Source organism: Sorangium sp. So ce176 (assembly GCF_051519835.1).
Taxonomy (GTDB): Bacteria; Myxococcota_A; Polyangia; order Polyangiales; family Polyangiaceae; genus Sorangium; species Sorangium cellulosum_G.
Genome location: NZ_CP150371.1, coordinates 11753246 through 11776136, shown reverse-complemented (window position 1 = coordinate 11776136; position 22891 = coordinate 11753246). Strand labels below are relative to the sequence as shown.

Annotated in this window: 15 protein-coding genes; 4 read left to right on the top strand and 11 right to left on the bottom strand. The window is 72.0% G+C overall.

Annotated elements, in window-relative coordinates:
• The first annotated feature begins 86 nt into the window (after positions 1-86).
• From WMF42_RS44465 to miaA, 3 genes are read left to right on the top strand one after another with little or no spacing between them, the layout of a single operon-like run.
• On the top strand, positions 87-674 hold the full coding sequence (locus WMF42_RS44465; RefSeq protein WP_233560946.1) for a hypothetical protein: 588 nt from the start codon (positions 87-89) through the stop codon (positions 672-674).
• On the top strand, positions 671-2701 hold the full coding sequence (gene mutL, locus WMF42_RS44460) for a DNA mismatch repair endonuclease MutL (RefSeq protein WP_437689337.1): 2031 nt from the start codon (positions 671-673) through the stop codon (positions 2699-2701). The genes WMF42_RS44465 and mutL overlap by 4 nt, the downstream gene beginning before the upstream one ends.
• Entirely contained in the window at positions 2698-3645 is a 948-nt protein-coding gene (gene miaA / locus WMF42_RS44455; protein ID WP_437689335.1) for a tRNA (adenosine(37)-N6)-dimethylallyltransferase MiaA, read from the top strand. Before mutL ends, miaA begins: the two co-directional genes overlap by 4 nt.
• Positions 3646-3662: 17 nt before the next feature.
• On the opposite strand, the gene WMF42_RS44450 is transcribed toward miaA, so the two are convergent.
• The 8 genes from WMF42_RS44450 to WMF42_RS44415 form a co-directional block, all read right to left on the bottom strand.
• The gene (locus tag WMF42_RS44450; RefSeq protein WP_437689333.1) at positions 3663-4466 is read right to left on the bottom strand and encodes a phytanoyl-CoA dioxygenase family protein; all 804 of its coding nucleotides are present in this window, start codon (positions 4464-4466) and stop codon (positions 3663-3665) included.
• A gap of 193 nt (positions 4467-4659) precedes the next feature.
• Positions 4660-5205, bottom strand: coding sequence for a hypothetical protein (locus WMF42_RS44445; protein ID WP_437689331.1), 546 nt, complete (start codon positions 5203-5205; stop codon positions 4660-4662).
• Between the two features lie 500 nt (positions 5206-5705).
• Complete coding sequence (locus WMF42_RS44440) at positions 5706-6998, bottom strand: DUF1552 domain-containing protein (protein WP_061612902.1); 1293 nt, start codon at positions 6996-6998, stop codon at positions 5706-5708.
• 304 nt (positions 6999-7302) lie between these two features.
• The gene (locus WMF42_RS44435) at positions 7303-8613 is read right to left on the bottom strand and encodes a DUF1552 domain-containing protein (protein ID WP_061612900.1); all 1311 of its coding nucleotides are present in this window, start codon (positions 8611-8613) and stop codon (positions 7303-7305) included.
• A 52-nt stretch (positions 8614-8665) separates the two neighbouring features.
• Positions 8666-10459: a DUF1592 domain-containing protein gene (locus WMF42_RS44430; RefSeq protein ID WP_081427068.1), complete on the bottom strand. Its 1794-nt coding sequence runs from the start codon at positions 10457-10459 to the stop codon at positions 8666-8668.
• A 556-nt stretch (positions 10460-11015) separates the two neighbouring features.
• Positions 11016-11558, bottom strand: coding sequence for an inorganic diphosphatase (locus WMF42_RS44425; protein WP_012241655.1), 543 nt, complete (start codon positions 11556-11558; stop codon positions 11016-11018).
• Between the two features lie 206 nt (positions 11559-11764).
• The gene (locus WMF42_RS44420; RefSeq protein ID WP_437689329.1) at positions 11765-14194 is read right to left on the bottom strand and encodes a DUF1592 domain-containing protein; all 2430 of its coding nucleotides are present in this window, start codon (positions 14192-14194) and stop codon (positions 11765-11767) included.
• Positions 14195-14253: 59 nt separating this feature from the next.
• Entirely contained in the window at positions 14254-15549 is a 1296-nt protein-coding gene (locus WMF42_RS44415) for a DUF1552 domain-containing protein (RefSeq protein ID WP_437689328.1), read from the bottom strand.
• A gap of 793 nt (positions 15550-16342) precedes the next feature.
• Here WMF42_RS44415 and WMF42_RS44410 point away from each other — a divergent pair.
• Positions 16343-17845, top strand: a complete 1503-nt coding sequence (locus WMF42_RS44410; protein WP_437689326.1) for a hypothetical protein — start codon at positions 16343-16345, stop codon at positions 17843-17845.
• Positions 17846-17866: 21 nt separating this feature from the next.
• Here the strand turns inward: WMF42_RS44410 and WMF42_RS44405 are convergent, their stop codons facing one another.
• The 3 genes from WMF42_RS44405 to WMF42_RS44395 form a co-directional block, all read right to left on the bottom strand.
• Positions 17867-19201 carry a phosphoribosyltransferase family protein gene (locus tag WMF42_RS44405; protein WP_437689325.1) on the bottom strand — a complete coding sequence of 445 codons (1335 nt, stop codon included), beginning with the start codon at positions 19199-19201 and terminating at the stop codon, positions 17867-17869.
• Positions 19202-19346: 145 nt separating this feature from the next.
• A complete protein-coding gene (locus tag WMF42_RS44400; RefSeq protein ID WP_437689324.1) occupies positions 19347-20717 on the bottom strand; it encodes a DUF6882 domain-containing protein in 1371 nt (456 codons plus the stop codon).
• A 182-nt stretch (positions 20718-20899) separates the two neighbouring features.
• A complete protein-coding gene (locus WMF42_RS44395) occupies positions 20900-22870 on the bottom strand; it encodes a DsbA family protein (RefSeq protein ID WP_437689322.1) in 1971 nt (656 codons plus the stop codon).
• Positions 22871-22891: the final 21 nt, after the last annotated feature.

Here is a 22891-nt window from a genome sequence, read left to right as displayed (position 1 = left end):
AGAACGTGCTACACGGCAGCCGTCACGTGGACTCGCACCGACCTCCGCGCCCGCGCTCGCTGCGCCCCTGGTACCTGGTGGCCACCATGCTGCTCACCTGGATCATCGGCGTCCGTGGGTTCATGGCCGGGTGCGGGACGGCCACCTACCTGCGCGGCGGCATGGCCCCCGACGTCATGGTCGTGGCCGAGCAGGCGCGCGACCAGGGCGATCCGTTCCAGTTCACGTTCCTCGTGCTCGAGGCCGCCCAGGCGCACGCCATGAGCCTGCACCAGGACGTCGCCTTCCCGCTCAGCGTCGGGAAGGTGATCCTCGGCGGGCTGCTGGTCATCGCGAGCGGGCTGGCGCTCGGCGGGCGGCCCGGCACGCGCGGCTTCGTGCTCCAGGTCCTGGCCGCCAACCTGGCCTTCGCCACGGTCGAGTACGCGCTCACCCGGGACATCCGCGGCGCCTGGATCGACATGGTGGCGCAGGCGGGGGCGCTGCTGCCGCCGGACGTGCCCGAGCGCTCGAGCCTCACGAACCCGAGCCTCTGGTGGACCGCCGAGCGGGTGCGCTTCGCCGTCTTCGAGCTCGCCATCCTCGGCGCCGCGGCGCTTGCGATGACGCGGGAGCGCACCAAGCTGTACTTCCAGGCGGTCGCCCGGACGGTCGACCCCAGCGACGAGCCATGAGCACCGCGGAGAGGGTCGCCGGCGCGGATCCTCGATCGCAGCCCGCCCAGCCCGACGAGCGGAAGGTCGCCGTCCTCCCGGACGACCTCGCCAACCAGATCGCGGCGGGCGAGGTGGTCGAGCGGCCGGCGAGCGTGGTGAAGGAGCTCGTCGAGAACGCGCTCGACGCGGGCGCGCGCCGCGTCCGGGTCGACATCGAGGGGGGCGGCGTCGGCCTGGTGCGCATCGCCGACGACGGGCGCGGCATGAGCCGCGAGGACGCGTCGCTCGCGGTGCTGCGCCACGCGACGAGCAAGATCGCCCGGCTCGACGATCTCCGCTGCATCCAGAGCTTCGGCTTCCGCGGCGAGGCGCTCCCGAGCATCGCCTCGGTCAGCCGCTTCTCGCTGCGGACGCGGCGCGACGGCGAGCCCGAGGGGACGGAGATCCGCATCGAGGGCGGCGGCCCGGCGCAGGCGATGCCCTGCGGGTGCGCCGCGGGCACCGTGGTGGAGGTGCGCGACCTCTTCTACAACGTCCCCGCCCGGCGGAAGTTCCTGCGCGCGGTCGGGACCGAGTCGGCGCACGTGACCGAGATCGCGCAGGCGATCGCGCTCGGCGAGCCGGGCGTGACCGTGGTCCTGTCGCGCGACGGCCGCGTCGCGCGGGAGTGGCTGCGCACCACGAGCCGCGCGGAGCGGGTGCGCACGATGCTCGCGGGCGAGGAGCTCGCGACGTGCGCGGGGCAGCGGGGGCCGCTCACGGTCGAGGCGTTCGTGTCGCGGCCGGAGCGCGCCCGCTCCGGCGCCGGCTGGCTGTGGATGTTCGTCAACGGCCGGCACGTGCGCGACCGCTCGCTGGCGCGCTCGATCGCGCTCGCCTACGGCAGCGTCCTCGAGCCGGGCCGGTACCCGATCGGCGCTGTGTTCATCGATCTGCCCACCGAGCTCGTGGACGTGAACGTCCACCCGCAGAAGGCCGAGGTCCGCTTCGCGGACGGCCGCGCTGTCGCCGACGCGATCTACAAGATCGTCGCCGCGCAGGTGGCCGCGGCGTTCGGCCTGCCCGCGCCGTCCCCCGGAGGCTTCCAGGGCCGCAAGGGCAAGCTCTTCGAGGACGCGGCGCCGCCGCCCGGCGACGCCTGGGTCTGGTCGGGCGGCCCCGCCGCCGGGCCGACAGCGGCGGGCGCCTCGAGCGAGCGGCAGGAGACGCCGGGCGAGCGGCAGGAGACGCCGGCCGATCCGTGGGGCCTCGGCGGCGATCTCGTCGGGATCCCGCCCGCGCGCCCGGAGGCCGCGCGACCTCCGGCTGCGCCGGCGCCCGGCCCGGGGGCGCCGCTGTTCGCTGGCGCGTGGGCCGACGTCGCGCCGCCGGCGTCGCCCGGCGAGCCGGCGGCCGCGCCAGGGGCGCCGCCCCTCCCCTACCCGACCGGCAGCGGGCCGGTGCTCGCCGCGGCCGAGCGGACGCTCGCCTGGCGGTCGCTGCGCTTCCTCGCCCAGGTGCGCAACACCTACTTCGTGTGCGAGGGGCCGGACGGGATCTACTTCCTCGACCAGCACGCGGCGGCGGAGCGCGTGACGTTCCACCGGCTGCGCGCGGCGTACGACGGCCGCGACGTCGCCACGCAGAAGCTCCTCTTCCCGGTGATCATCCCGGCGGCGCCCTCGGAGGTGTCGCTTGTCGAGGAGGCGCAGGAGGCGATCGCGCGGCTCGGGCTCGACGTCCGCGCGGCGGGCGCGGCGCAGCTCGCGGTGCACGCGGTGCCGACGCTGCTCCGCCGCGCGGCGCCCGAGCGCCTCGTGCGCGACCTCGTGGACGAGCTGAGCCACGCGGGCGAGCGCGCCTTCTCCGGCGCGGTGGACCTCGCGCTCGCGACCATGGCCTGCCACGGCTCGCTGCGCGCGGGCGATCCGGTGGCGCCGGAGGAGGCGCGCGCGCTGCTCACGGCGCTCGACGAGGTCGACTTCGCCGGCCACTGCCCGCACGGACGGCCCATCGTGATGCGCGTCGGCTGGCCGGAGCTGGAGCACCGCGTGGGGAGGCGGTGACCGAGGCGGCGCAGGAGGCCGCTCCGGAGGCGAGCGCGGCCGCCGCGCCGCCGTCGTGGGAGACGATCGCGCCGCCCGCGCCGGGCGAGCTGCTCGTCGTTGTCGGCCCGACGGCGAGCGGCAAGACCGAGCTCGCCATCCGGCTCGCGGAGCGCCTCGGCGGCGAGGTGGTGAGCGCCGACAGCGTGCAGATCTACCGCGAATTCGACCTCGGCTCAGGAAAGCCGACGCCGGCGGAGCGGGCGCGCGCGCCGCACCATCTGGTCGACGTGGCCGATCCGCTGCAGGCGATCGACGCCCAGCGCTTCGCGGCGCTCGCGGAGGCGGCGATCGCCGACATCCGCGGCCGCGGCCGGATCCCGATCGTCTGCGGCGGCACGTTCCTCTGGGTGAAGGCGCTGGTCTTCGGCCTGTCGCCCGCGCCGCCCGCCGACGCCGAGGTGCGCGCGCGCCACCGCGCGATCGCCGACGCCGAGGGGCGCGCGGCGCTCCACGCGCGCCTCGCCAAGGTGGATCCGGAGAGCGCGGCCCGGCTCGCGCCGAACGATCTCGTGCGCGTGAGCCGGGCGCTGGAGATCTACGAGCGCTCGGGCCGGACGCAGAGCGCGTGGCACGCGGAGCACGGCTTCCGGGATCGCCGGCACGCCGCGCGCCTGCTCGCTGTGCACCGCGACCGCGCCGAGCTCGACCGCCGCATCGAGGCCCGGGTCGTCGCGTGGCTGGAGCAGGGCTGGGCCGACGAGGTCCGCTCGCTGCTGGCCCGCGGCTACGGCGACGCGCGGGCGATGGGATCCGTCGGCTACAAGCAGGTGCGCGAGCACCTGGAGGGGCGCCTGCCGGCCGAGGAGCTCGCCCCCGCCATCGTGCGCGCCACGCGCATCTTCGTGCGGCGGCAGCGAACCTGGTTGAGGGACCAGGCGGTCGCGCACGTCGCGCTCACGTGACCCGGCGGCGGCGCGGGTCAGTAGGCGAAGGCCTGGTACACCTCGGTCTCGTCCGGCACGTCGAGCGACTCGACGACCGGGTTGAAGCGGAGCATCCGCTTCGCGCGCTCCGAGAGCTGGGCGAGGCCGTCGCGGGGCACCCGGATCGAGACCTCCGGGCGGAAGAGCCAGCGGCGGCTGTACCCGATCACCACCATCGGCCGGGGCTCGCGCGTGCGGTTCGGGGTACCGCGGTGTAGGCCGCGGACGTCGCGGACCATGACGTCGCCGAGCTCCATGTACACAGGCTCCAGCGCGACCTCGCCCATCTCCAGGCGCCGCATGGCTTCCGCCTTGGAGAGCATGTGCGTGCCGCGGGCGATCTCGATCGGGCCGTTCTCGGCGGTGACGTCGACAAGGGGGAAGTTGACGGCGAGCTGGAACGCGGGCGTCTCTCTCCCTGTCTCGGGGAAAAGCGGCGGCGTGTCGCGGTGGACATCCTGGTAATCGGACCCGAGGAGCGGAGTATCGGTCGCGAGCTGCACCATGGTCATGTCGGCCCCGACCAGGCGCTCGACCACGCCGAGGATGCTCTCGTCCTCGTAGATGCGCGGCTCCGCGAAGGGCGCCTTGAACGGGAGCGTCACGTAATAACGACCGGGCCCCCGGTTCTTGAGGTGCCCCTCGCGCTCGATGTGCGCTTCGAGGAGCGCGGCGAAGGCCTCACGCCACGAGAGCAGAAGGCTCTTCGGGATGAGGCTCTTTATCAGACAGAACCCATCGCGCTGCGCTGCGTGGGCAAGCTCATCCATCTCGGCGCTCGTGTGGCGGACGTAGCTCATAGATCGGCGCCAAGCTTGATCGGCGTCCACCGGAGTCGTCAAGCTCAGCGCTTGCGCGCTGCCGATTCATCATGACGCCACCTTCGCTGGAATCGTTGCCTCCGGAAGAGAAGGCACCCTTCCAGCTGTTTGGCCCACTCGGCCGCAGCAGGTGAACAAGCGGGCTCAGGCGATTCGCCTGGGCTCCTCGACGTCAGCGCGCTCTCCACCTGACCTCGCCGTCGCAGCGCGGGCAGCCGGCGCTGCGCGGCCGCGCCTCCTGCGTGAACGCGACGCGGCCGCAGCCGGTGCACACGGTCATGTGGCTCCTGTAGAGATCCGCGGCGGAGAGGATCTCGGCGGCGAAGAGGCTGAGCACGATGTCGCTGAGGAGGTCGCTCTCGCGCGGCGCCGGCAGCCAGCCCGAGCGACCGTCCACCACGGTCCATCGCACGCGCGCGCTGTACAGCGCCGCGCGGAGGAACCCGCCATCGGGGTTCGGCGCCACGAAGTCGAGCAGCGCGAGCGCCACGCGCTCGCGCGCCCGCGCGGTGAGCGCCGCGACCTCCCGGTGCCGCTCGTCGAGCCCGCAGAGCTCCAGGGTCTCCGCGCCCGGCTCGCGCAGCGCGCGCGGGGCCCGCATCCAGCCGGGGGCGACCACATGCTCGAGCAGCCACGCCGCGAGCTCGTGCGGCTCCCACGGGCGGGTCGTTGCCTGCATGAACTGCAGCGCCCCGGCCAGGCTGGGGCTCGCAAGCATGCGCGCGCGCAGCGCGACGAACGAGCTGGCCCGTCCCGCATCGGCTCGAGAGCCCCGACCGAGCATCTCGCTCCGGACGGAGCGGCTCGCAGGCCGGAGGCTGTCCATCGCGATCTTCAGGGAATTGCTCATAAATTCCATGGGGAGTCTTCTGTCCCGCCGGCCGCCGCGGGGAGCGGCCGGTCGCCGGCGATGTGCGGAGCGGTAAGCGCCCCGCGTGCCAGCCAGGAAATGAGGCAGAATCCCGCCACATGGTGCGGACGCGCGCTGGAGCCTCGCAGCCGTCGCGACACAGCGAAACTCGCTGATGTCTCGAGGCCGCTGCCCAGCGCGCGCGGTTGCTGCGTCCAGGCATCGGGCCGCTGGAGCGCCCTCGGCGCCGGCGCTCGCCGAGCGCCCCGTGCTCATGGCCGGGTTCGTGAGGGGTCGTTCTTGCGCACTCGCCCGCCGCGGGCGGACGCACGTACGCCCGCGGCGAACACGATGTCCGCCGGATCCGATCAGCTCGCAGCCAGTCCCGGGAGCGGCGACTTGGACGGCAGGTTCGGATCGCCGAAGCCGGCGAAGTCGGTGACGCCCATCGCGTCGCACAGGCTGAGCAGCACGCGCTCGTGCCTGTCGGAGCTGCGCACGTACCGGCCGCCGGGGCTCGTCTTCAAATAACCGCCATCGCCGCTCGCGAGGACGAACTTCATCTCGTTCATGTTGTGGTTCGGCGAGTCGCCCATGTCGCGGCACCACGCGATGAGCGTGTTGTCGAACAGCGTCCCCGAGCCGTCGGCCTCGGGGATCGCCTTCAGCTTCGTGATGAGGTCGACGAACCGCTGCGCCAGCCACTTCTCCAGCTTGACCAGGTCGAGGTGCGCGGGGGCGCCGGTGTGGATCATGGAGCCGTGCTCCTCGCCCCGGAGCCCGATCTCCGGCAGCTCGACGTTCATGGCCTGATCCGAGCCCCACTGGATCGCCGCGACCCGCGTGATGTCGCACGCGAACGCGCCGACGATGAGATCCATGTGCGCGAGGTTGGCCTGCAGCGGGTTGGCCGGGTCGGTGGCCACCTTCGTGGGCGGCGCGCAGCCGCCGCCTTCGCCGGACGACGCGTTCGACAGCCGCGTCTCGATCTGCCGGATCGACTCGAGGTGCAGATCGAGCTTGTACTTCTGCTCGGAGGCGAGATCCCCTCCGAGCGTCCTGATCTCGTTCTTGAGGTGATCGAGGACGCTCTTGCGGCGGCGCAGCAGGTCCTCCGACGAGGTGTTCACCGGGACCGCCGAGCCGAACAGGGTGGAGTACGCGGACGTGGGGGACGCGATGGTCGGCAGGTTGTCCGCGCGGTAGTACGGCGACCTCCCGCCGCTCACCGTGCTCTCCGCGCCGAGCAGGAGCGAGGCGATCGGCGTCTTCACCCCGGCGGCGACCAGCTTGTCCGCGATGAACTGATCGACCGAGATCAGCCCGGCGGGGCCTCCGCCGAAGCCGAGCCCGGTGAGGCCGTCCGGGGCGCCGTGGTTGTTGCCGGGGTTCCCGCTGGGGAGGCCGTCCACGAGCACGACGTGCTGCTTCACGTCGGCCAGCGGCGCCGTGGACTCGCTGAACGTGGGCGTCTCGCCGGAGACGCTCGTGGGCTTCCAGATCTGGGTCGCGGTCCCCATCGTGCAGAACAGGAGGAGCCGCTTGGGCTTCCGCCCGGGCGCCGCCTCGGCGATCGAGTCGAGGAAGGGCGCGAGCAGGAAGCCGGCCCCCACGCTGGCCGTCAGGCCCTTGAGAAACTCTCTACGACGATGGCTGCGCATGACCGACCCTTTCCCTCGCTCACCGATCTTCTGCAGACTGCAACCATGGAGCTCGCGGTCCTCGATCTCCATGCGCGCGACGCGGCGCCGCGTCAGCGCGGGCAACGCGCTCTCGACGTCGGATCCGTGGCCTCGGCCGGCGTCAGGCCGCGTCGTGCTTGAGCTTCGTGCGGCCCGCGTCGACGGGCCAGAGCGCTCGTCGATCCGCCCGCGGACCACGGGCGTCGACCGGTAGCGCGCGCCTGCGGAGCTCGCCGCGACAGGCGCGTGGGGGCGCGCCTGTCGCGGCGAGCGTCCCGCTGGCTCAGGTCGCGGCGAGGCCCGGGAGCGGCGACTTGGCGCCGAGGCCCGGATCGCCGAAGCCGGCGTAGTCCGTGACGCCCATCGCGTCGCACAGGCTGAGCAGCACGCGCTCGTGCCGCTCCTTGCTCGTGATGAACCGGCCGCCCGGGGCCGTCTTCAGGTAGCCGCCCGTGCCGCTCGCCAGGACGAACTTCATCTCGTTCTGGGTGTGGGCCGGCGCGTCGCCCATGTCGCGGCACCAGGCGACCAGCGTGTTGTCGAGGAGCGTGCCGGAGCCGTCCGGCTCGGGGAGCGACTTCAGCTTCTTGATGACGCCGACGAACTGCTCGTGCAGCCACTTCTCGAGCTTGATCAGCTTCACGTGCCCGGGGTCGTAGCCGTGGATCAGGCCGTTGTGCTCCTCGTCGGCGAGGCCGATGTCGGGCAGGTTCACGTTCATCGCCTGATCGGAGCCCCACTGGATCGACGCCACCCGGGTGATGTCGCACGCGAAGGCGCCGACGATGATGTCCAGGTGGAGCTGGTTGGCCTTCATGGCGTTGGACATGTCGCCCGCGGGCGACGTCGGGGCGGAGCACGCGCCGCCGGTGCCGCCGCCGTTCATCGAGCCCGAGAGCCGCTGCTCGATCTGGCGGATCGACTCGAGGTGCAGATCCAGCTTGTACCTCTGCTCCGAGCCCAGGTCCCCCTTGAGCGTCGTGATCTCGCGCGTGAGGTGGTCGAGCACGCTCTTGCGGCGGCGGAGCTGGTCCTCGGCGGAGGTGTTGGAGGTCGGGTTGGTCGGCGCCGCCCCCGTGAACACCGTGGTGTAGGCCGACATGGGGGAGGCGATGGGCGCCAGGTTGGTCCCCTTGTAGAACCCCGTCTTGCCGCCGCCGGTGTCCGCGCCGAGCAGGAGCGAGGGGATGGGCGACGACAACGTCCCGGCGGCCTTCAGCTTCTCCACGATGAACTGATCGACCGAGATCAGCCCGTAGGGGCCGCTGGCCGAGTAGCCCATCCCGGTGAGGCCGTCGGCCGATCCGTGGTTGTTGCCGGGGCTCGCGCTGGGGAGGCCGTCCAGCATCACGATGTGCTCCTTCACGTCCGCGAGCGGCGAGGTCGCCTCGCTGAACGTGGGGGTCTCACCGGAGACGCTGGTGGGCTTCCAGATCTCGGGCGCCGTACCCATGGTGAAGAACACCAGGAGCCGCTTCGGCTTCTTCCCGGGAGCTGCGTTGGCGATCGAATCATAGAAGGGGGAGAACAGCAGGCTCGCCCCCAGGCTGGCACCGACACCCTTGAGAAAATTCCTACGACTGTGGCTGCGCATGACCGATCCTTTCACTCGCTACCGCTCTTCTGGTGGGTTGCAGCCGTGGGGGTCACGGGCCTTGAACTCTACGGGTGAAGTGCGGCGCGCGCGTCAGCGCGAGCCACACGCTCTTGATGCGGAAGTCTTCTGTCGCCGCTTCCTGCTGGACCTTCTCGTACGTGCAGCCGTCCTGCTCCCAGGTGTCGCCGAACGCGTAGTACGACCAGTAACGGACCATGCACTCCTTGACGTCCTCGCTCGCAGCGAGGTAGTCGGCCAGCTCGGTCACGCCTTCGAAGCCGAAGTTTTCCCCAGCGGGCGGAGCGAAGACCGTGCCGGTCGCGTCGATGGGGAGCCCGGACTCATCGTTCCGCCACCGACCGAACGTGTCGTAGTGCTCGAAGCCGAAGCCGATCGGGTCCATGAACTGGTGGCAGCCGCTGCAGGACGCGTCCGCGACGTGCTGCGTGACCATCATGCGCGTGGTCGCCGGGCCCTCGAGGGGTTTGATGTTCGGATCGACGCCGGGCGGCGGGGGCATGAGCGGCTGGCAGAGGAGACGGGTGCGGACCATCTTGCCGCGCTGGGTGGGCGAGGACAGCTTCGCGCCGCCGTGCCCGGTCAGGAAGCTGCCGTGGGCAAGGAGGCCGCGATCGCGCTGCCCGGGGGAGATCGTCACCCTCGTCAGCTCGGTGCCGCCGGCGCCGCCGAGGCCGTAGTGCGCGGCCAGGCTGCTGTTGATGAACGTGTAGTCCGCCTGCAGGAGGTTGGAGAACGTGCCGTTCTGGTTGAACGCGGCGTCCACGATGAGCGCCTGCGTCTCGGCCATCATGTCCCTGCGCAGCTCGTCGCTGAGGTTGAAGACCGTGTTGTCCTTCACCGTGGAGACCAGGCGGTTGAGCTGGAGCCAGCCGCGCATGAACCGCATCATCTCTGCCTCGGCGAGCGGACGGGTCGCCGGGTCCTCCAGGATGCGCAGCGCCTGCTGGGCGATCTGGTCGCTGGTCAGCGAGATGCCCTGGGCGGCGGCCTGGTCGGCGGCCTGCAGCAGCGTCTCGTCCGGCATGGTCCCGGTCAGCAGGTACGAGAGGTTGCTCGCGATCTCGTGCGGGGTGAGCTCGTAGACGCCGCCGCCGACGTCTCTGCCGATCTCGTGGCGGTACAGGAAGTACGGCGACTGCAGCATGGCGCTCACGACCACCTTGGCGCCGTCCTCGAACTTATCCTCCGCCCCGAACAGGGCGTCGTAGGACGCGAAGCGGTCCTCCGAGAGCGGCTCGCGGAACACGCGGCGGCCGAAGTCGCGGATGAACTGGCCGCGGCAAGCCGCGTCGTTCGTATTGCAGTTGGCCGAGGTGAGGGTGGAGAGCTTGTTCGTCACCGCCCAGTCCGCGGTCTGCTCGGCCCAGTCCATGACCTGCTGGGCGGTCAGGTCGCGGATCACGAGCGCGTTCGCGTCGGCCGTGAACCCGAGCACCTGCGGATCGTTGAAGATGCTCGGGAGGGTGACGCTCGGATCCCGGAAGAGATCGCGGACGGTGGCCTCGAACTGGTCCACCGTCAGGCGCCGCACCACGCGCGGGCCGGGGGTGCTCAGGTCCGCGGCCTCGCATTGCGACACCTCGGGGATGGCGTGGGGCTGCTCCGGCTGTTCGCCGGGCGGCGTGGTACCAGGGTCGGTGGGGTCGCCGCCGCCGCTGCTGCTGGTCTCGGAAGGCGTGCCGTCCGTGTTGCCGAGGTTGCCCAAGCAACCGAGCGGGCCGGCGAGGAGCAGTGCCACTGCGGAATAGCGGCGACACGCCTTCGCCGAAACCAAGCTATCAAGCGTGCTCATCATTGCTTGAGAAAAGCTGATGTCTCTCATGTTGTCAAGCCCCGATCAAGCGGTGTCGCCTCTAGATACTGACTCTGCCCACGCTGCTTACTCTGCCGAATCCATCCACGTAGCCCGACTGCGATTCATCATCTTTCGCCTGCGGCTCTCAGCGCCTTTCAGCGCATCGCAGCGCCGCTGTCCGCGTCCGGGCCCTCGGCCGCATCGTCATCGGTCGAGCTCAGACGCACTGCGTCGAGCTGGCGCACGGTGCCGCGCGCCATGCAGGCGAGCTCGGCTCGACCTCGATGCCGTAGCAAGGTAGGCGCCTCGGCTCGTACAGCGCGCTTCCACCTCGAGGTGCGAGGCGAGCCGCTGAGCGAGCGCCTCCGTCTCTGTGAGCGTCGAAGCGCTGTCCATGTCAGGGATTAAGCAAGCGGTATGCCGCGTGTTTCCCCGGGGTTGCCAGGGTGCCGAGTGCGGTTTTCTTGATTTTTTCGGCCATCGACGGGGGTGGACGCGCACCAGTCCAGGAATCGCGATCCACCTGATCCGCGATCCATCGAGGTCATTGTACGGGCGCGCCCCCCCCCGGACGCCGCCGCCGTCAGCCCTTGGACCAGGCGCTGATCGATCGGTAGCTCGCGACGGACTCCTCGATGACCTCCAGCGCGCGGTTCCTGTCGTACATCGTATCCACCTCGGCGAGCTTGTTCTCCAGCGTCTTGTAGTCGATGAAGAACCGCATGAGCTCCTTGGTCACGTGCGGGGGCAGCTCTTCGTGCGTGAGGTAGTGGGCCACCGAGGGGTCGTCGACGGCGACGGCGATGATCTTGTCGTCGACGCCCTTGTCGTCGCGCATGAAGAAGCCGCCGATCGCGCGCGCCCTCACGATCGTGAGCGGCACCACCGGCTCCTGCATCAGGACGAGCACGTCGAGCGGATCGCCGTCGCCTGCGTGCGTCTGGGGAATGAACCCGTAGTTGGCAGGGTAATGCACGGACGAGTAGAGCACGCGATCGAGCATCAGGAGCCCGGTCTTCTTGTCGAGCTCATACTTGCACTTCGATCCCTTCGGGATCTCGATGACGACGGGGAAGAAGTCGTGTCGGCTGTCGGGGAGCAGGATGTCGTGCAGCGGATGGGTCATTGAAGCGTCCTGGGGCTGTCGCCCCGCCCGGGACGGGGCGAGGGGGGCACGCAGGATAGCAGAATTCCAGGCAAATTGGCGCGTGGCGTGCCGCCCGCCACGCGCGGCACGGCCGCCCTGGCACCTCGCCCCCGCGCGGCCGCGCCGGCACGGCTGTGCCGGCGCGGCCGCGGCGGAGGGCGATGCGCGCGGTGCGCCGCCGCGGCTCACTCCCGCCAGCAGAAACCGAAGCTCGCAGACTGGTTCCTCTCGATCTGCGCGTTCCACTCCACGCCGGTGAACTTCACGCCCGCGTTGCCCGCCTCGGCCACGGCGTTCCACACGTCGGAGGGCGTGCCGTCGAGCTGGAGGGTGACCTGCCACGCCGCCTTGGTCTCGCCCAGGTTGGTGACCGTGACCGACTTGCAGCCGCCGCCGTCCCACACCGAGTCCACTTTCTCCTCGACATCGAAGTCCGCGTTCGTGGGCAGCGGGGGGCTGTCGGTGCCCGACGACCCCGAGTCGCCGCCGGGCTCCTCGGAGGAGCCCGGGTCCGTCACCACCTCGGCGAGGCGCCTCGTGAAGCGCGGCGACTGCGCGATCGCCTTGATGACACCCGCGACGGTGAGGTTCTCGGGCCCGAGCTGGCCGGTGATCTGCTCCGCCATGCAGGAGAGCTCGGACTGGTCCATGGCGCCGAAGCCGAAGCGGAGCCACTGGAGGGTGAAGCACGCCTGCGCGTCGGGGCTCTGCGCGAGCATCTGGGCGAGCTCTCCGGTACCGTCGAACGTGCCGCTCGTGCTCGGCGCCCCCACGATGTTGCCGCTCGCGTCGACCGGGTGGCCGTCGTCGTTGTCGCGGTAGCGACCGACGCCGTCGAAATGCTCGAAGCCGAAGCCGATCCCGTCGATGAGCGAGTGGCAGCTGCCGCACGCCTCGTTGTTGGAGTGCTCGGCGAAGCGCTCGCGCGTCGACTTCGTGGGATCGGGCTGGGGCGGCTTGACGTCGAGGCCCGCGGGCGGCGGCGGCAGCGGCTGGCAGAGGAGCTGCTCGCGCACGAACTTGCCGCGGTGCACGGGCGACGACTCGGCGGCGTGCGCGTGGGTGCTGAGGACGCTGCCGAGCGTGAGGATGCCCATGCGGTTCGAGCCGGTGAGGTCGACCCGCGTCATGCCGTCCTGGCCCGCGCCCTCGCCCGGCGCCTGCAGGCCATAGAACGACGCGAGCTCCTGGTTCACGTAGGAGTAGTTCGCCGTGTACATCTCGCTCAGCGAGCCCGATCCCTCGCGGATGAGGTGGCGCACGAAGGCCGCCGTCTCCTTCTCGATCGCCTGCCGGACCGCCTCCGTGTACTCCGGGTACGCGGCCGTGTCCTTCGACGGCTTGCCGCTGAGCTGCAGCCAGGTCCTGAAGAACCTGAGGACGCCGGCGTCGGCGCGCGGATCCTGCATCATCCTGTCGACCTCGGCCGAGATGACCGCCGGCGTCGCGAGCTCGCCCGACTCCGCCTTGCTGAGCAGCTCGTCGTCCGGCATCGAGCTCCAGATCATGTAAGAGAGCTGGGACGCGATCTCGTGCGGCAGGAGCTGGTACGTGCCGTCCGCCGCGACGGCGCCGATCTCCGGGCGATAGAGGAAGTAGGGAGACTGGAGCGCGGCGGCGATCATCGCCTGGACGCCGCCCGCGAAGCCCTCGTCGGCCTTCACGCTGCGGTAGAGCTCCATGTACCGCGCGCGGTCGTCCTGGGTGAGCGGCCGGCGGAAGGCGAGGCGCCCGAAGCGCTCGAAGAACTCGGTCGCGCACGCGTCGTCGCCGGTCGCGACCTCGCAGGGGACGAGCGACCCCGGCGCCTCGATCACCCTGGCGGCGATGTCCTCGGCGGCGTCGCGCATGAGCTGGACGTCGGTCCCGGCGTAGAGGAGCGCCTCGGCGTTGTTGTCGAAGCCCTCGACGTTCGCGTCGGTCGGGAGGATGTAGCCCGTCGTGTCGAGGCCGAGGAGATCGGCCACGGTCCTGTCGAACTCGACGCGCGACATGCGGCGCAGGACGCGGCGCCCGGACACCATGTTGGGCTCGCACGCCGTCGGCTGCTCCTCGCAGCCAACGCCCAGGTTGACGCGGTTGACGAACTTCTCGAACACCACGTAATCATCGCTCTGGAACGGGATGAGCGCGCCGCCGGCGTGGCCGTCGGGGTGCCGGCCGGAGGGGCGCAGGAGGAGCGTGGACTCGCCGTTCACCTGGAGCGCGGCCATGCTGCGCACCGCCTCGAAATTGGCCTGGAGCGCCTCGTCGGTGCCCGAGGTGTCGAGCACCATGCGGGTGCCCTTCGCGAGCCCGCTGTCGGTGTGGCAGACGGTGCACTTCGAGGACATGATCGGGCCCCAGAGGTTCGCCTCGAAGAACTCGATGTTGTCGGCACACCCCGAGTCCAGGGAGCCCGTGTCGTCTCCGCCGTTCGTCTCGCTGTCGTCGTCGCCGGCCCCGCCGAACAGGCCGGTGCAGCCCGCGCCCGCGGCGCCCAGCGCGACGCACGAGAGCAGGAGCGAATAGCTGAGGCGCCGCGTCAGCGTGCGCCGCGGGGCGTCGCCCGGCGGCAGAGGCCGGGAGACGGACGCCTCCGCCTTGTCGAGGGGTCCCGTCGTTTGCGTGTTCATGAGCTTGTTCCTCGTGATCCCAAGGATTGTGGGTGGACGGACATGCGGATGACCGCGCGTCACGCGAGCCCGTCCAGCGGGCCAGTGCCCTTCGAGGCGTCGCCGAAGGTGCTGTTGCTGAGGCCCATGGCCTGGCAGATCGAGACCAGGAGCTGCTGGTGGGGAGCGCCGCCGAAGTTGACGTAGCGGCCGGGCGTGAACGCTCCCCCGCCGGCGAGGACGAACGGGACCGACTCGCACCGGTGCATCGGCGCGTCGCCGAGCTCCTTGGCCCACACGACCAGCGTCTCGTCGAGCAGGGTGCCGCCGCCGGAGCCGGCTGTCGACTTCAGCTTCTTGAGGAGGTAGGCGAACTGCTCGGCGAACCATCGCTCCGCGATGCGGAACTTGTCGACGTCATCGCCCGTGCTCGCGTGCGAGAGCGAGTGATGGTCCGTGCCGGCCAGGCCGAGCCACCGGAGGTGCAGCGGCGAGACCGTGTGAGAGAACTGGACGGTCGCGACCCGGGTCCGCCCGCACGCGAGCGCCGCGGCGACGAGGTCCATCTGCGCGAGGGCGATGTCGGGGACGGCGTCCTCGTCGGTGGGGTTGAACGCGGGCGGGGGCGCGGGCGGCGTGTTGCAGCTCGCGGCGATGGGGCCCGCGCCCGTGCTGGCGCCGGGCGCGATCTGCTTGAGCCCGTCGATGTGCGCGTCGAGCTTGGCCTGCTCGCGCGCGGGCACGCCGGCGCGCAGCGCCTCCATCTCGCTGTTCGTGACGCGCAGGATGCTCTGCCGGCGCTTCTTCTTCGGATCGACCTCTTCGGCGCCCGTCCCGGTCGGCTCGGCCGTCCCGGTGAAGCCGTCGAAGATCTGGTTGTAGGCCGTCCGCGGCTCGTCGATCACGGGCGCGAACTGCCCCGCCGCGCTGTACGACATGCGGGTCTGCGAGTTCGTCCCCCACGGGCTCGTGTAGATACCGAGGTTGGCCGGCCGGACGCCGAGCTCCTGGGCGACGTACCAGTCGAGGCTCTGGCCGCGGCTCGCGCTGCCGGCGTTGCCGCCGCCCGTGAGCATGTTGACCATGCCGGGCTCGTGGTTGTCGACCCCCTTGAAGTCGATGCCGTCGCAGATAATGAGATCGGATTTGTGCGCTGCGAGCGGCTCGAGGATCGAGCCGGCAGGGAGAGAGAAGCTGGATCCAGAGCCCTGCGGACGCCAGAGATGGTGGTGAGTTCCGTTGGGAGAGAAGAATATAACCAGATTTCGGGCAGTCCCACCGTCGGCGCGAAGGTGGCTGATCCTCCCAAGGAACGGAGCGGCGAGGAGTCCGGCGCCCAGGCCGGCGGCGAAGCGACGTCTGGATATGCGATTCATATCGACGTGCGTTTGCAGAGGTCATGCCCGCAAAACAATCGGCGCCGAGAACTCGAATTCACCCAACAAATGATGTGCTACATGTCGCCTGAACCGAGAGCTGTTCTGGGCGTGAGATCCAGGAGATTCCGAGGGCGATCCTGGACCCCGACGAGTTCGGCGCGCGTTCACCACAAGGCATGAGCGAGCTCGGCAGAGCGCAATCTTCAATATTCCAGCGAGAGCCCTCGAATCAGCGGCGAGGCATCCAAAGAATGTACCACGGGCGTCCGGAAATGCCTTAAATGCCTTAGGGATTCACCGCTACCCTCGGCAGCAAACGGCACAGGGAACCGACCAAGCGACGAACAAGATGCCTTGAAGGTCGAATGAATGCGGATCTTTCTGCTCCCGGCGCCCCTGAATTCGTTGGCGGCTCAACTCAATCTCGCCTGAGCGTCTTCTGCCATTCCCGTCCAGGCATCTCTTTGCATGATCCTCGACCGAGAATCTCAGTTCGCACTGACCCTCTTCCGAGAAGCGCATTTCGCACGATCCTCGTCCGAGAGGCGCGTTTCGCATGTTCCTCGTCCGAGAGGCGCGTTTTGCATGTTCCTCGTCCGAGAAGCGCATTTCGCATTTCGATGAGGGGTTGATGGCCCCTGGACTCCCCCGCGGCGCGACCTCCAGCCCCGGCGCGACGGCCGAGGCGAGCCGCCGGCGCGAAGCGCATCGCGAGGATGGGCAGCAGCCGCCGCTCGTGCGATGAGCTAGGGCCCCGGCGCCGGGGCAGACCTCGCCCGTGGCCCTCCAGATGGCTGTAGCGCTCCCCACGAGACCCTGCCCCACGCACGCCGCGCCCCGGCCACCGGGCACGCCCGCGCGGCGCCGGGCGCCTGGCGCGCTGGCGCTGCTCGCGCTGGCCGCGGCCCTCGGCGGCCCTCACGCGGCGGCCGCGCGCCCGCCGGATGCGCCGCCGCCCGCTCCGCCGGCCCCCGCCGCCAGCGCGGAGGCGGGCGCGCCGGCCGACGACGCCGCCGCGCCGGCCGACGGTCGCCCCGTGGTCTCGCCGGTGCAGCGGCCCGACGAGCGCGACGTGCCGCAGCGCGCCTGCTCCTTCACGCTGCCCGTCTGCGTGCACGCGCCCGCGGACGTCCCGGGGGCCGCCGTCCTGGAGGGCCTCGCTCACATGGAGGCCGCGACGCGCGCTTACGACGCCCTCGGCCTGCCGCGCCCGCTCCCCGACGGGCAGCGGGGTGGCGGCCCCTCGTACGACCTCTACCTGGAGCGCGGCCCGCGCCGCGGGCCCCTCCGCGTCGGGCACGACATGCGGGCGCTCGGGGATCGGTTCGACGCCGCGAGCGCGTTCGCCGTCGCCGCGGCGCCGGCGGCGCACGGGCGAGGCGGGTGCGCGAGCGCCTCCGACGCGGCCTACGCGCTCGGGCACGCCGTCGCCGCGCGCCTCGACGCCGGGGCGGAGGAGGGCGCGCTCGCGATGACAGCGAGCTACCTCGCCGCCGTCGCGGCGCCCTGCCCGGCCGAGGAGCTCGCCGCCGTCGACGCCTTCCAGCGCGCGCCCGAGCGGGCGCTCACCGGCGCCGCGCTCGGCGCGCTCGACGGCGCCCTGCTCTTCCCGTGGTACCTCGACGACGCCCACGGCACCGGGACGCCGGCGCAGATCGCTGTGTCGCTGCTCGCGATCGCGGCGCAATCCACGCCCGCGGGCGCCGCGCGCTTCCGCGCCGAGCCCGACGTCTTCGACGCGCTCCGGGCGTCGCTCCGGTCCCGCGGCAAGGATCTCGACGACCTGCTCCTCGATTTCGCTGTCGCGCGGGCGTTCCTCGGCAGCCGCAGCGACGGCGCCCACCTCTCGGACGCCGCGCGCTTCGGCGACTTCGGCCGGGTGCGCTTCGAGTGGTCGCTGCCCTACGCGACGCTCCCGCGGCGGGTCGCGCCCCTGCGGCCGATCGAGCCGACAGGCGCAACCTACCTCTGGCTCGATCTGTCGGCGGAGAGCGCGGCCGGAGCGCCCGATCTCGAGACGGCCGAGATCACCTTCGTGGCCGACTGGGAGCTGCCGGCGCTGTTCCGCTGGGCGATCGTGAAGGTCGACAGGCAGGGCGCCGAGGCCGGCCGCGTCGAGGTGGCCGGCATCTTCGGGAGCAGCCGCGCGCAGCGCACCGTGGTGGGGCTCGGGGGCCTGTCGGGGTTGCTCATCGTGGGCGTCAACGCGGGGAGCATGATCCGGAGCCGCCCGTTCGATCCGGACGACGCGCCGTTCATGCCGCACGCGTACGCTGTCTGGCTCTCCAGGTAGCGCGGCGCGCTGGCCGGCGCGTCACGCCCGCGCCTCGTGCCCTCTCGGCGACAGGTGATGCGCGAACCACTCGCCGGCGAGCCGGGCGACCGCCGCGAGCGCGCCCGGCTCCTCGAACAGGTGCGTCGCGGAGGGCACGACGGCGAGGCGGCGCGGGCCGGCGAGGCGGTCGAGGGCCTCGTGGTTCAGCTCGAGCACCGCCGTGTCCGCGCTGCCCACGATGAGCAGCGTCGGCGCCCGCACCCGGGGCAGCGCCGCGCCCGCGAGGTCGGGCCTGCCGCCGCGCGACACGACGGCGCCGACGACGCGGGGCCTCGCCGCCGCGGCCATGAGCGCGGCCGCCGCGCCGGTGCTGGCGCCGAAGTAGCCGACGCCGAGGTGACGGAGCTCGGGGCGCGCGAGCGCCCAGTCCGTCGCCCCGATCAGCCGCCGGGCGAGCAGCTCGACGTCGAAGCGGAGGGGAGCGCTCCGGCGATCCTCCGCCTCCTCGTCCTCGGTGAGCAGGTCGAACAGCAGCGTGGCCAGCCCCCACCGCCAGAGCGCCTCCGCGACGGAGCGGTTGCGAGGGCTCCTGCGGCTGCTGCCGCTGCCGTGGGCGAAGATCACGAGGCCGACCGCCCTCTCCGGGATCGCGAGGTCGCCGGGCAGCGCGGCCGTGCCCGCCTGGACGCAGAGGGGGCGCTCCGATCCTTCCGGCGGACGCGGCAGCTCGCGCCGCGCCTCGGCGAGCAGCAGGGCGACCTCGTCGTCCGACGTCTGCGAGAAGTCCTCGTAGTAGGCGCCGATCGCCTGGAGGCTCGGGTCCTCCTCGACGCAGGCGACGCCGTCGACCTCGCGGCAGAGCGACGACAGGCTCGACGGCGCGGCCACGGGCGTCGCGAGGACGAGCCGCCTCGGCGAGCGCTTGCGCAGGTCGCGCAGCGCGGCCCGCACCGTGCCGCCCGTCGCGATGCCGTCGTCCACGACGATCACCGTCCGCCCCTCGACGGGGGGCATCGGCCTGTCGCCCCGGAACCGGCGCACCCGGCGCTCCACCTCGGCGGCCTGCTGCGCCGCGATCTCGGCGAGCTCCGCCTCGGTGATCCCGAGCAGCGCGACGAGGTGCCTGTCGATGTACACCTCGCCGCCCTCGGCGATCGCGCCGACCCCGAGCTCCGGCTGCCCGGGCGCGCCGAGCTTGCGCACGATCCACACATCGAGCGGCGCGCCCAGCGCACGCGCCACCTCGTAGGCCACCTCGACCCCGCCTCGCGGCAGGCCGAGCACGATCGGCGCCTCGCCCCGATACCCCGAAAGGAGCTGCGCGAGCCTGCGCCCGGCGTCCCTGCGATCCTGGAACAGTTTGGCTCGACCCATGCGCCGCCTCCCCTCCCCTCCGCCCTCTCCGGCCCTTCAAGAGCGGTGCCGCGCGCGCAGCGCGGGTGCGCGGCGGGTGCGCGGCGGCGGGTGGCGCGAGGGCGGCCGGCGCGGGCTCACCCGCGCGGCGCGGCGCGGCGGCGCGTCAGCCGAACAGGCTCCACTCGTCCTCGATGAGCGAGAGGGCGTTGATCAGCTCGACCGCGATCTCGCGCTCCAGCCACTCGTCGATGCGCTGGCCGGCCGCGATCGCGCTGTAGCTCGCGCGCGGGATGCGCTTCGCGAGGTGCATCAGGCACGCGCCGGTGCGCTCGAGGCGGGCGACCCAGTCGGTGTCGCGGTAGGCGTACCTGGCCTGGTGGATCAGCGAGTCGCTGAGCGCGGAGATCCTGTCGCGGATGACGTCGGCGGGCTCGGCGCGGGACCCGATCGCCTCGCGCACCTCGCCGATGGTGCGCAGCACGAGGCCGACAGGCGCGCCGGGGTGGAACGAGGCGCGCTGGGGCGAGAACGTGAGGTCGTCGAGCGCGAGGAAATACCAGGCCTGCGGCGAGGACACGCGGTAGAGGTACGCCGCGCCGCACGCCTCGGCCGCCGCCATCGCGCTCTGCCAGGCGCCCGCCTCATCGATGCTGTCCTGCTCCGCGGGGATCCCGTCGACGCGCTCGATCCCCGCGCCGCTGACGAGCGGATCGGCCCACGCCATGACAAGCACCGAGGTGGCGCGCGACCAGCTGCACAGGAGGCGCGCCCTCGCCTCGGCGGACACGCGGCCGCTCGGCGCGAGCCAGACGAAGCGCCCCTCCTTGAGGTCGGCGCGGTACTCGTGCTGCGAGGCGCCGTGATCGGCGAGCTGCTGGAAGAGCTCCTCGCCCCGCGCCGCCCAGCGCTGGGCGCGGGCCTCCTCGGCGCTGTCGGACGGCGTGTCGTCCCAGTCGAGCTCCGGCGGCCGAGGTGGCCCGAGCTCCGCGTCGTCCGCCTCGCTCTTCGCCTTGGCGCGCCGCGCTCGCCGCTTCGGCGGCGCCGCGCGGACCTGCTCGTCGGCGCGCGCCCTGGCCGCGCGGATCTTCGGCGCGGCAGGCCTTTCCTTCGCAACGCGCTTGTTCGACGCGGCCGGCTGTTCCGCCGCTGCGCGCTTCCCAGGCGCCGCCGGCCGCTCCTTCGCGCCGCGCTTCCCAGGCGGCGCCGCTCGTTCCTTGGCGGCGCGTTTGCCCGGCGCCGCCGGCCGTTCCTTGGCGGCGCGCTTGTTCGGCGCGGCCGGTCGCGCCGCCACAGCGCGCTTGTTCGGCGCGGCCGGTCGCGCCGCTGCAGCGCGCTTGCGCGGCGCCGGCGTTCGCTTCGTCGCGGCGCGCTCCGCCAGCGCGGCCGCTGCCTTCGCCCTCCTCGGCCGAGCCCCCGAGCTGGCGGGCGGCCGCTCCTGCCGGTCGCGCAGCGCCACCGGCGCGCCCGCGTCAGCGCCTCCGCGCTCGCCCGCCTTGGCGTGAGGCTGCGCGCGCGCGCGCCCGCTCGATGCCATGACGGTGCGCCTGGGTTCGGCCGATGTCCCCCGACCGCGCGGTTTGGGCATTGGGACAGGGTATCACGAGGTCGACGGACAACACCGGTGGAGACGCGCGGGGAAACACGGCTGGCGCGCGGGCGTCGGGAGGCCTGGCGCGCCTGACCCGAGCGCCCTGCGTTTCCCCGGTCTCGCGCGACTCACTTCGCTTCGACGAGGGCGCGGCGCACGACCTTCTTGAATTTGGCGAGCGGCTGAGCTCCGCTGACAAGGTAACCGTTGATCACGAAGCCCGGAGTCCCGGTGATACCGGCGCTCTTCGCGACCTGCATGTCGGCCTCGACGGCGGCGCGGTGCGTGCGCTCGTCGAGGGCCCTGGTGAAGCGCGCCGCGTTGAGCCCGAGGCTCGCCGCGTGCTGCTCCAGCGCCGCCCGGTCGAGGTTCGAGGCGGCGTTGTCCTTGAAGAGCCGGTCGTGCATCTTCCAGAAGCCGGCCGGCCCTTGCTGCGCCATCGCCTCCATGGCCGCCTCGGCGGCGAGCTGCGCCTCGGGGTGGAAGGGCAGCGGCAGGTGGCGAAAGACCACACGGACCTTGCCCGGGAAGGCCTTGAGGAGCTCGTCCATCGTGGCCGCGCCGCGCGCGCAGTAAGGACACTGGAAGTCGGAGAACATCTGGATGACCACCTTGCCGGCGGCCGCGCCCTTGCCGGGGTGCTCCCTGGACGGGGGCGGCACGGACACCCGGGGCGGGGGCTCCGGCGGGACCGCCTGCTTCTGGACGGCCTCGTAGACGCCCGCGCGCGGCGTCCCCTCCACGACCATGGCCTCCGCCTTCGCGATCTCCTCGTCGATGATCGCCTGGAACTTCTCGATCGGCTGCGCGCCGATGAGCCTGCGTCCATTGATGAAGAAGTGAGGCGTCCCGCTCGCGCCGAGATCGTCCGCGAGCTCCACGTCGGCCTCGATCTTGGCCGCGTGCTTGCGCGAGGCGATGGCGCGCTTCGCCGCCGCGACGTTCAACTGGAGGTCCGCGGCGACGGCCTCGAGAGAGGCGTCGTCGAGGGCGGCCTCGCCGGCGAGGAGACGGTCGTTCGCCTGCCAGAAGGCGGCGTCCCCCTTCTGGGCCCGGGCCTCGCGCGCGAGCTCTGCGGCGGGCTCGGCCCGCGGGTGAAACGGGAGCGGGTTGTCCTTCCAGACGACGCGCAGCCTGTCGCCGTATTGCGCTGCGAGCTTCTCGATCGTCGGCGTGACCCGCCTGCAGAACGGACACTGGTAGTCGCTGAACATCACCATCGTGACCAGCGCCGTGTCCTTGCCGCGCACGGGCGAGTCGCCGACCGGCACGAGGTGCACGACCGAGCTGACGTCCTCCTCCTCGTCCTCGGGCTCCTCGGCGGGGGCCGCGAAGTTCTTCGCAGCGAGCGCCGCGTACACCTGCTCCGGCCGCGTCCCCGCGGCGCGGAGCTCCCGCGCCGCCGCGAGCTGCGCGTCGATGATCTCGGCGAACCGCTCGGCCGGCTGCGCGCCGACGACGAGGACGCCGTTGACGAACGACGCGGGCGTGCCGTTCACGCCGAGCCGCGCGGCGAGCGCCATGTCCGCCTCGACCTTCCGCGCCGCGCCGCTCTGCTGCACGAGCTGCTGGATCTGCCCGGGGGTCACCCCGGCGCGCCGGAGCGCCGCCGCCTCGATCTCCGGCGAGAGCCGCTCGTCGGCCGCGAAGATGGCGTCATGAAACGCCCAGAAGCCGCTGGGGCCGGCGTGGGCGAACACCGCCATGGCTGCTTCCGCTGTCGGCCGAGCCTGCCTGTGAAAGGCGAGCGGGAAGTTCTTCCACACGACCCGGAGCTGCTCCGGGCCATACCGCTGCTCGAGCTGCCTCAGCGTGCCGCCCAGGTGCTTGCAGAAGGGACACTCGAAGTCGGAGAACACGACGATCGTCACGGGCGCAAGCCGGCTGCCGCGCGCGGGATCGGCGCGGGTCACCGGCACGGGACCAGGGTCGCCCTCCGCGACCATGAGCTCGTCGCCCGGCGCTTTCGGCCCCGGCGGCGCGCCGCCGGCCTCCGCCGGCTGCGGCGTGCCTGGAGGGGAAGGCGGCAGGGCGGAGCTGCACGAGAGGGCAAAGAGCAGCGAGAGCCAGGCGACGGCGGCGATGGCGCGGCGGAGCATCGCGCGAGTGTACTCTCGTTC

What these genes read in the sequence shown, in the direction of transcription:
- WMF42_RS44420 (WP_437689329.1), bottom strand. Translation starts at nt 14,194, where the DNA reads ATGAACACGCAAACGACGGGACCCCTCGACAAGGCGGAGGCGTCCGTC.
- WMF42_RS44430 (WP_081427068.1), bottom strand. Translation starts at nt 10,459, where the DNA reads ATGAGAGACATCAGCTTTTCTCAAGCAATGATGAGCACGCTTGATAGC.
- WMF42_RS44445 (WP_437689331.1), bottom strand. Translation starts at nt 5,205, where the DNA reads ATGCTTGCGAGCCCCAGCCTGGCCGGGGCGCTGCAGTTCATGCAGGCA.
- WMF42_RS44400 (WP_437689324.1), bottom strand. Translation starts at nt 20,717, where the DNA reads ATGGCATCGAGCGGGCGCGCGCGCGCGCAGCCTCACGCCAAGGCGGGC.
- WMF42_RS44415 (WP_437689328.1), bottom strand. Translation starts at nt 15,549, where the DNA reads ATGAATCGCATATCCAGACGTCGCTTCGCCGCCGGCCTGGGCGCCGGA.
- WMF42_RS44435 (WP_061612900.1), bottom strand. Translation starts at nt 8,613, where the DNA reads ATGCGCAGCCACAGTCGTAGGAATTTTCTCAAGGGTGTCGGTGCCAGC.
- mutL (WP_437689337.1), top strand. Translation starts at nt 671, where the DNA reads ATGAGCACCGCGGAGAGGGTCGCCGGCGCGGATCCTCGATCGCAGCCC.
- WMF42_RS44450 (WP_437689333.1), bottom strand. Translation starts at nt 4,466, where the DNA reads ATGAGCTACGTCCGCCACACGAGCGCCGAGATGGATGAGCTTGCCCAC.
- WMF42_RS44440 (WP_061612902.1), bottom strand. Translation starts at nt 6,998, where the DNA reads ATGCGCAGCCATCGTCGTAGAGAGTTTCTCAAGGGCCTGACGGCCAGC.
- WMF42_RS44425 (WP_012241655.1), bottom strand. Translation starts at nt 11,558, where the DNA reads ATGACCCATCCGCTGCACGACATCCTGCTCCCCGACAGCCGACACGAC.
- WMF42_RS44395 (WP_437689322.1), bottom strand. Translation starts at nt 22,870, where the DNA reads ATGCTCCGCCGCGCCATCGCCGCCGTCGCCTGGCTCTCGCTGCTCTTT.
- WMF42_RS44405 (WP_437689325.1), bottom strand. Translation starts at nt 19,201, where the DNA reads ATGGGTCGAGCCAAACTGTTCCAGGATCGCAGGGACGCCGGGCGCAGG.
- WMF42_RS44410 (WP_437689326.1), top strand. Translation starts at nt 16,343, where the DNA reads ATGGCTGTAGCGCTCCCCACGAGACCCTGCCCCACGCACGCCGCGCCC.
- WMF42_RS44465 (WP_233560946.1), top strand. Translation starts at nt 87, where the DNA reads ATGCTGCTCACCTGGATCATCGGCGTCCGTGGGTTCATGGCCGGGTGC.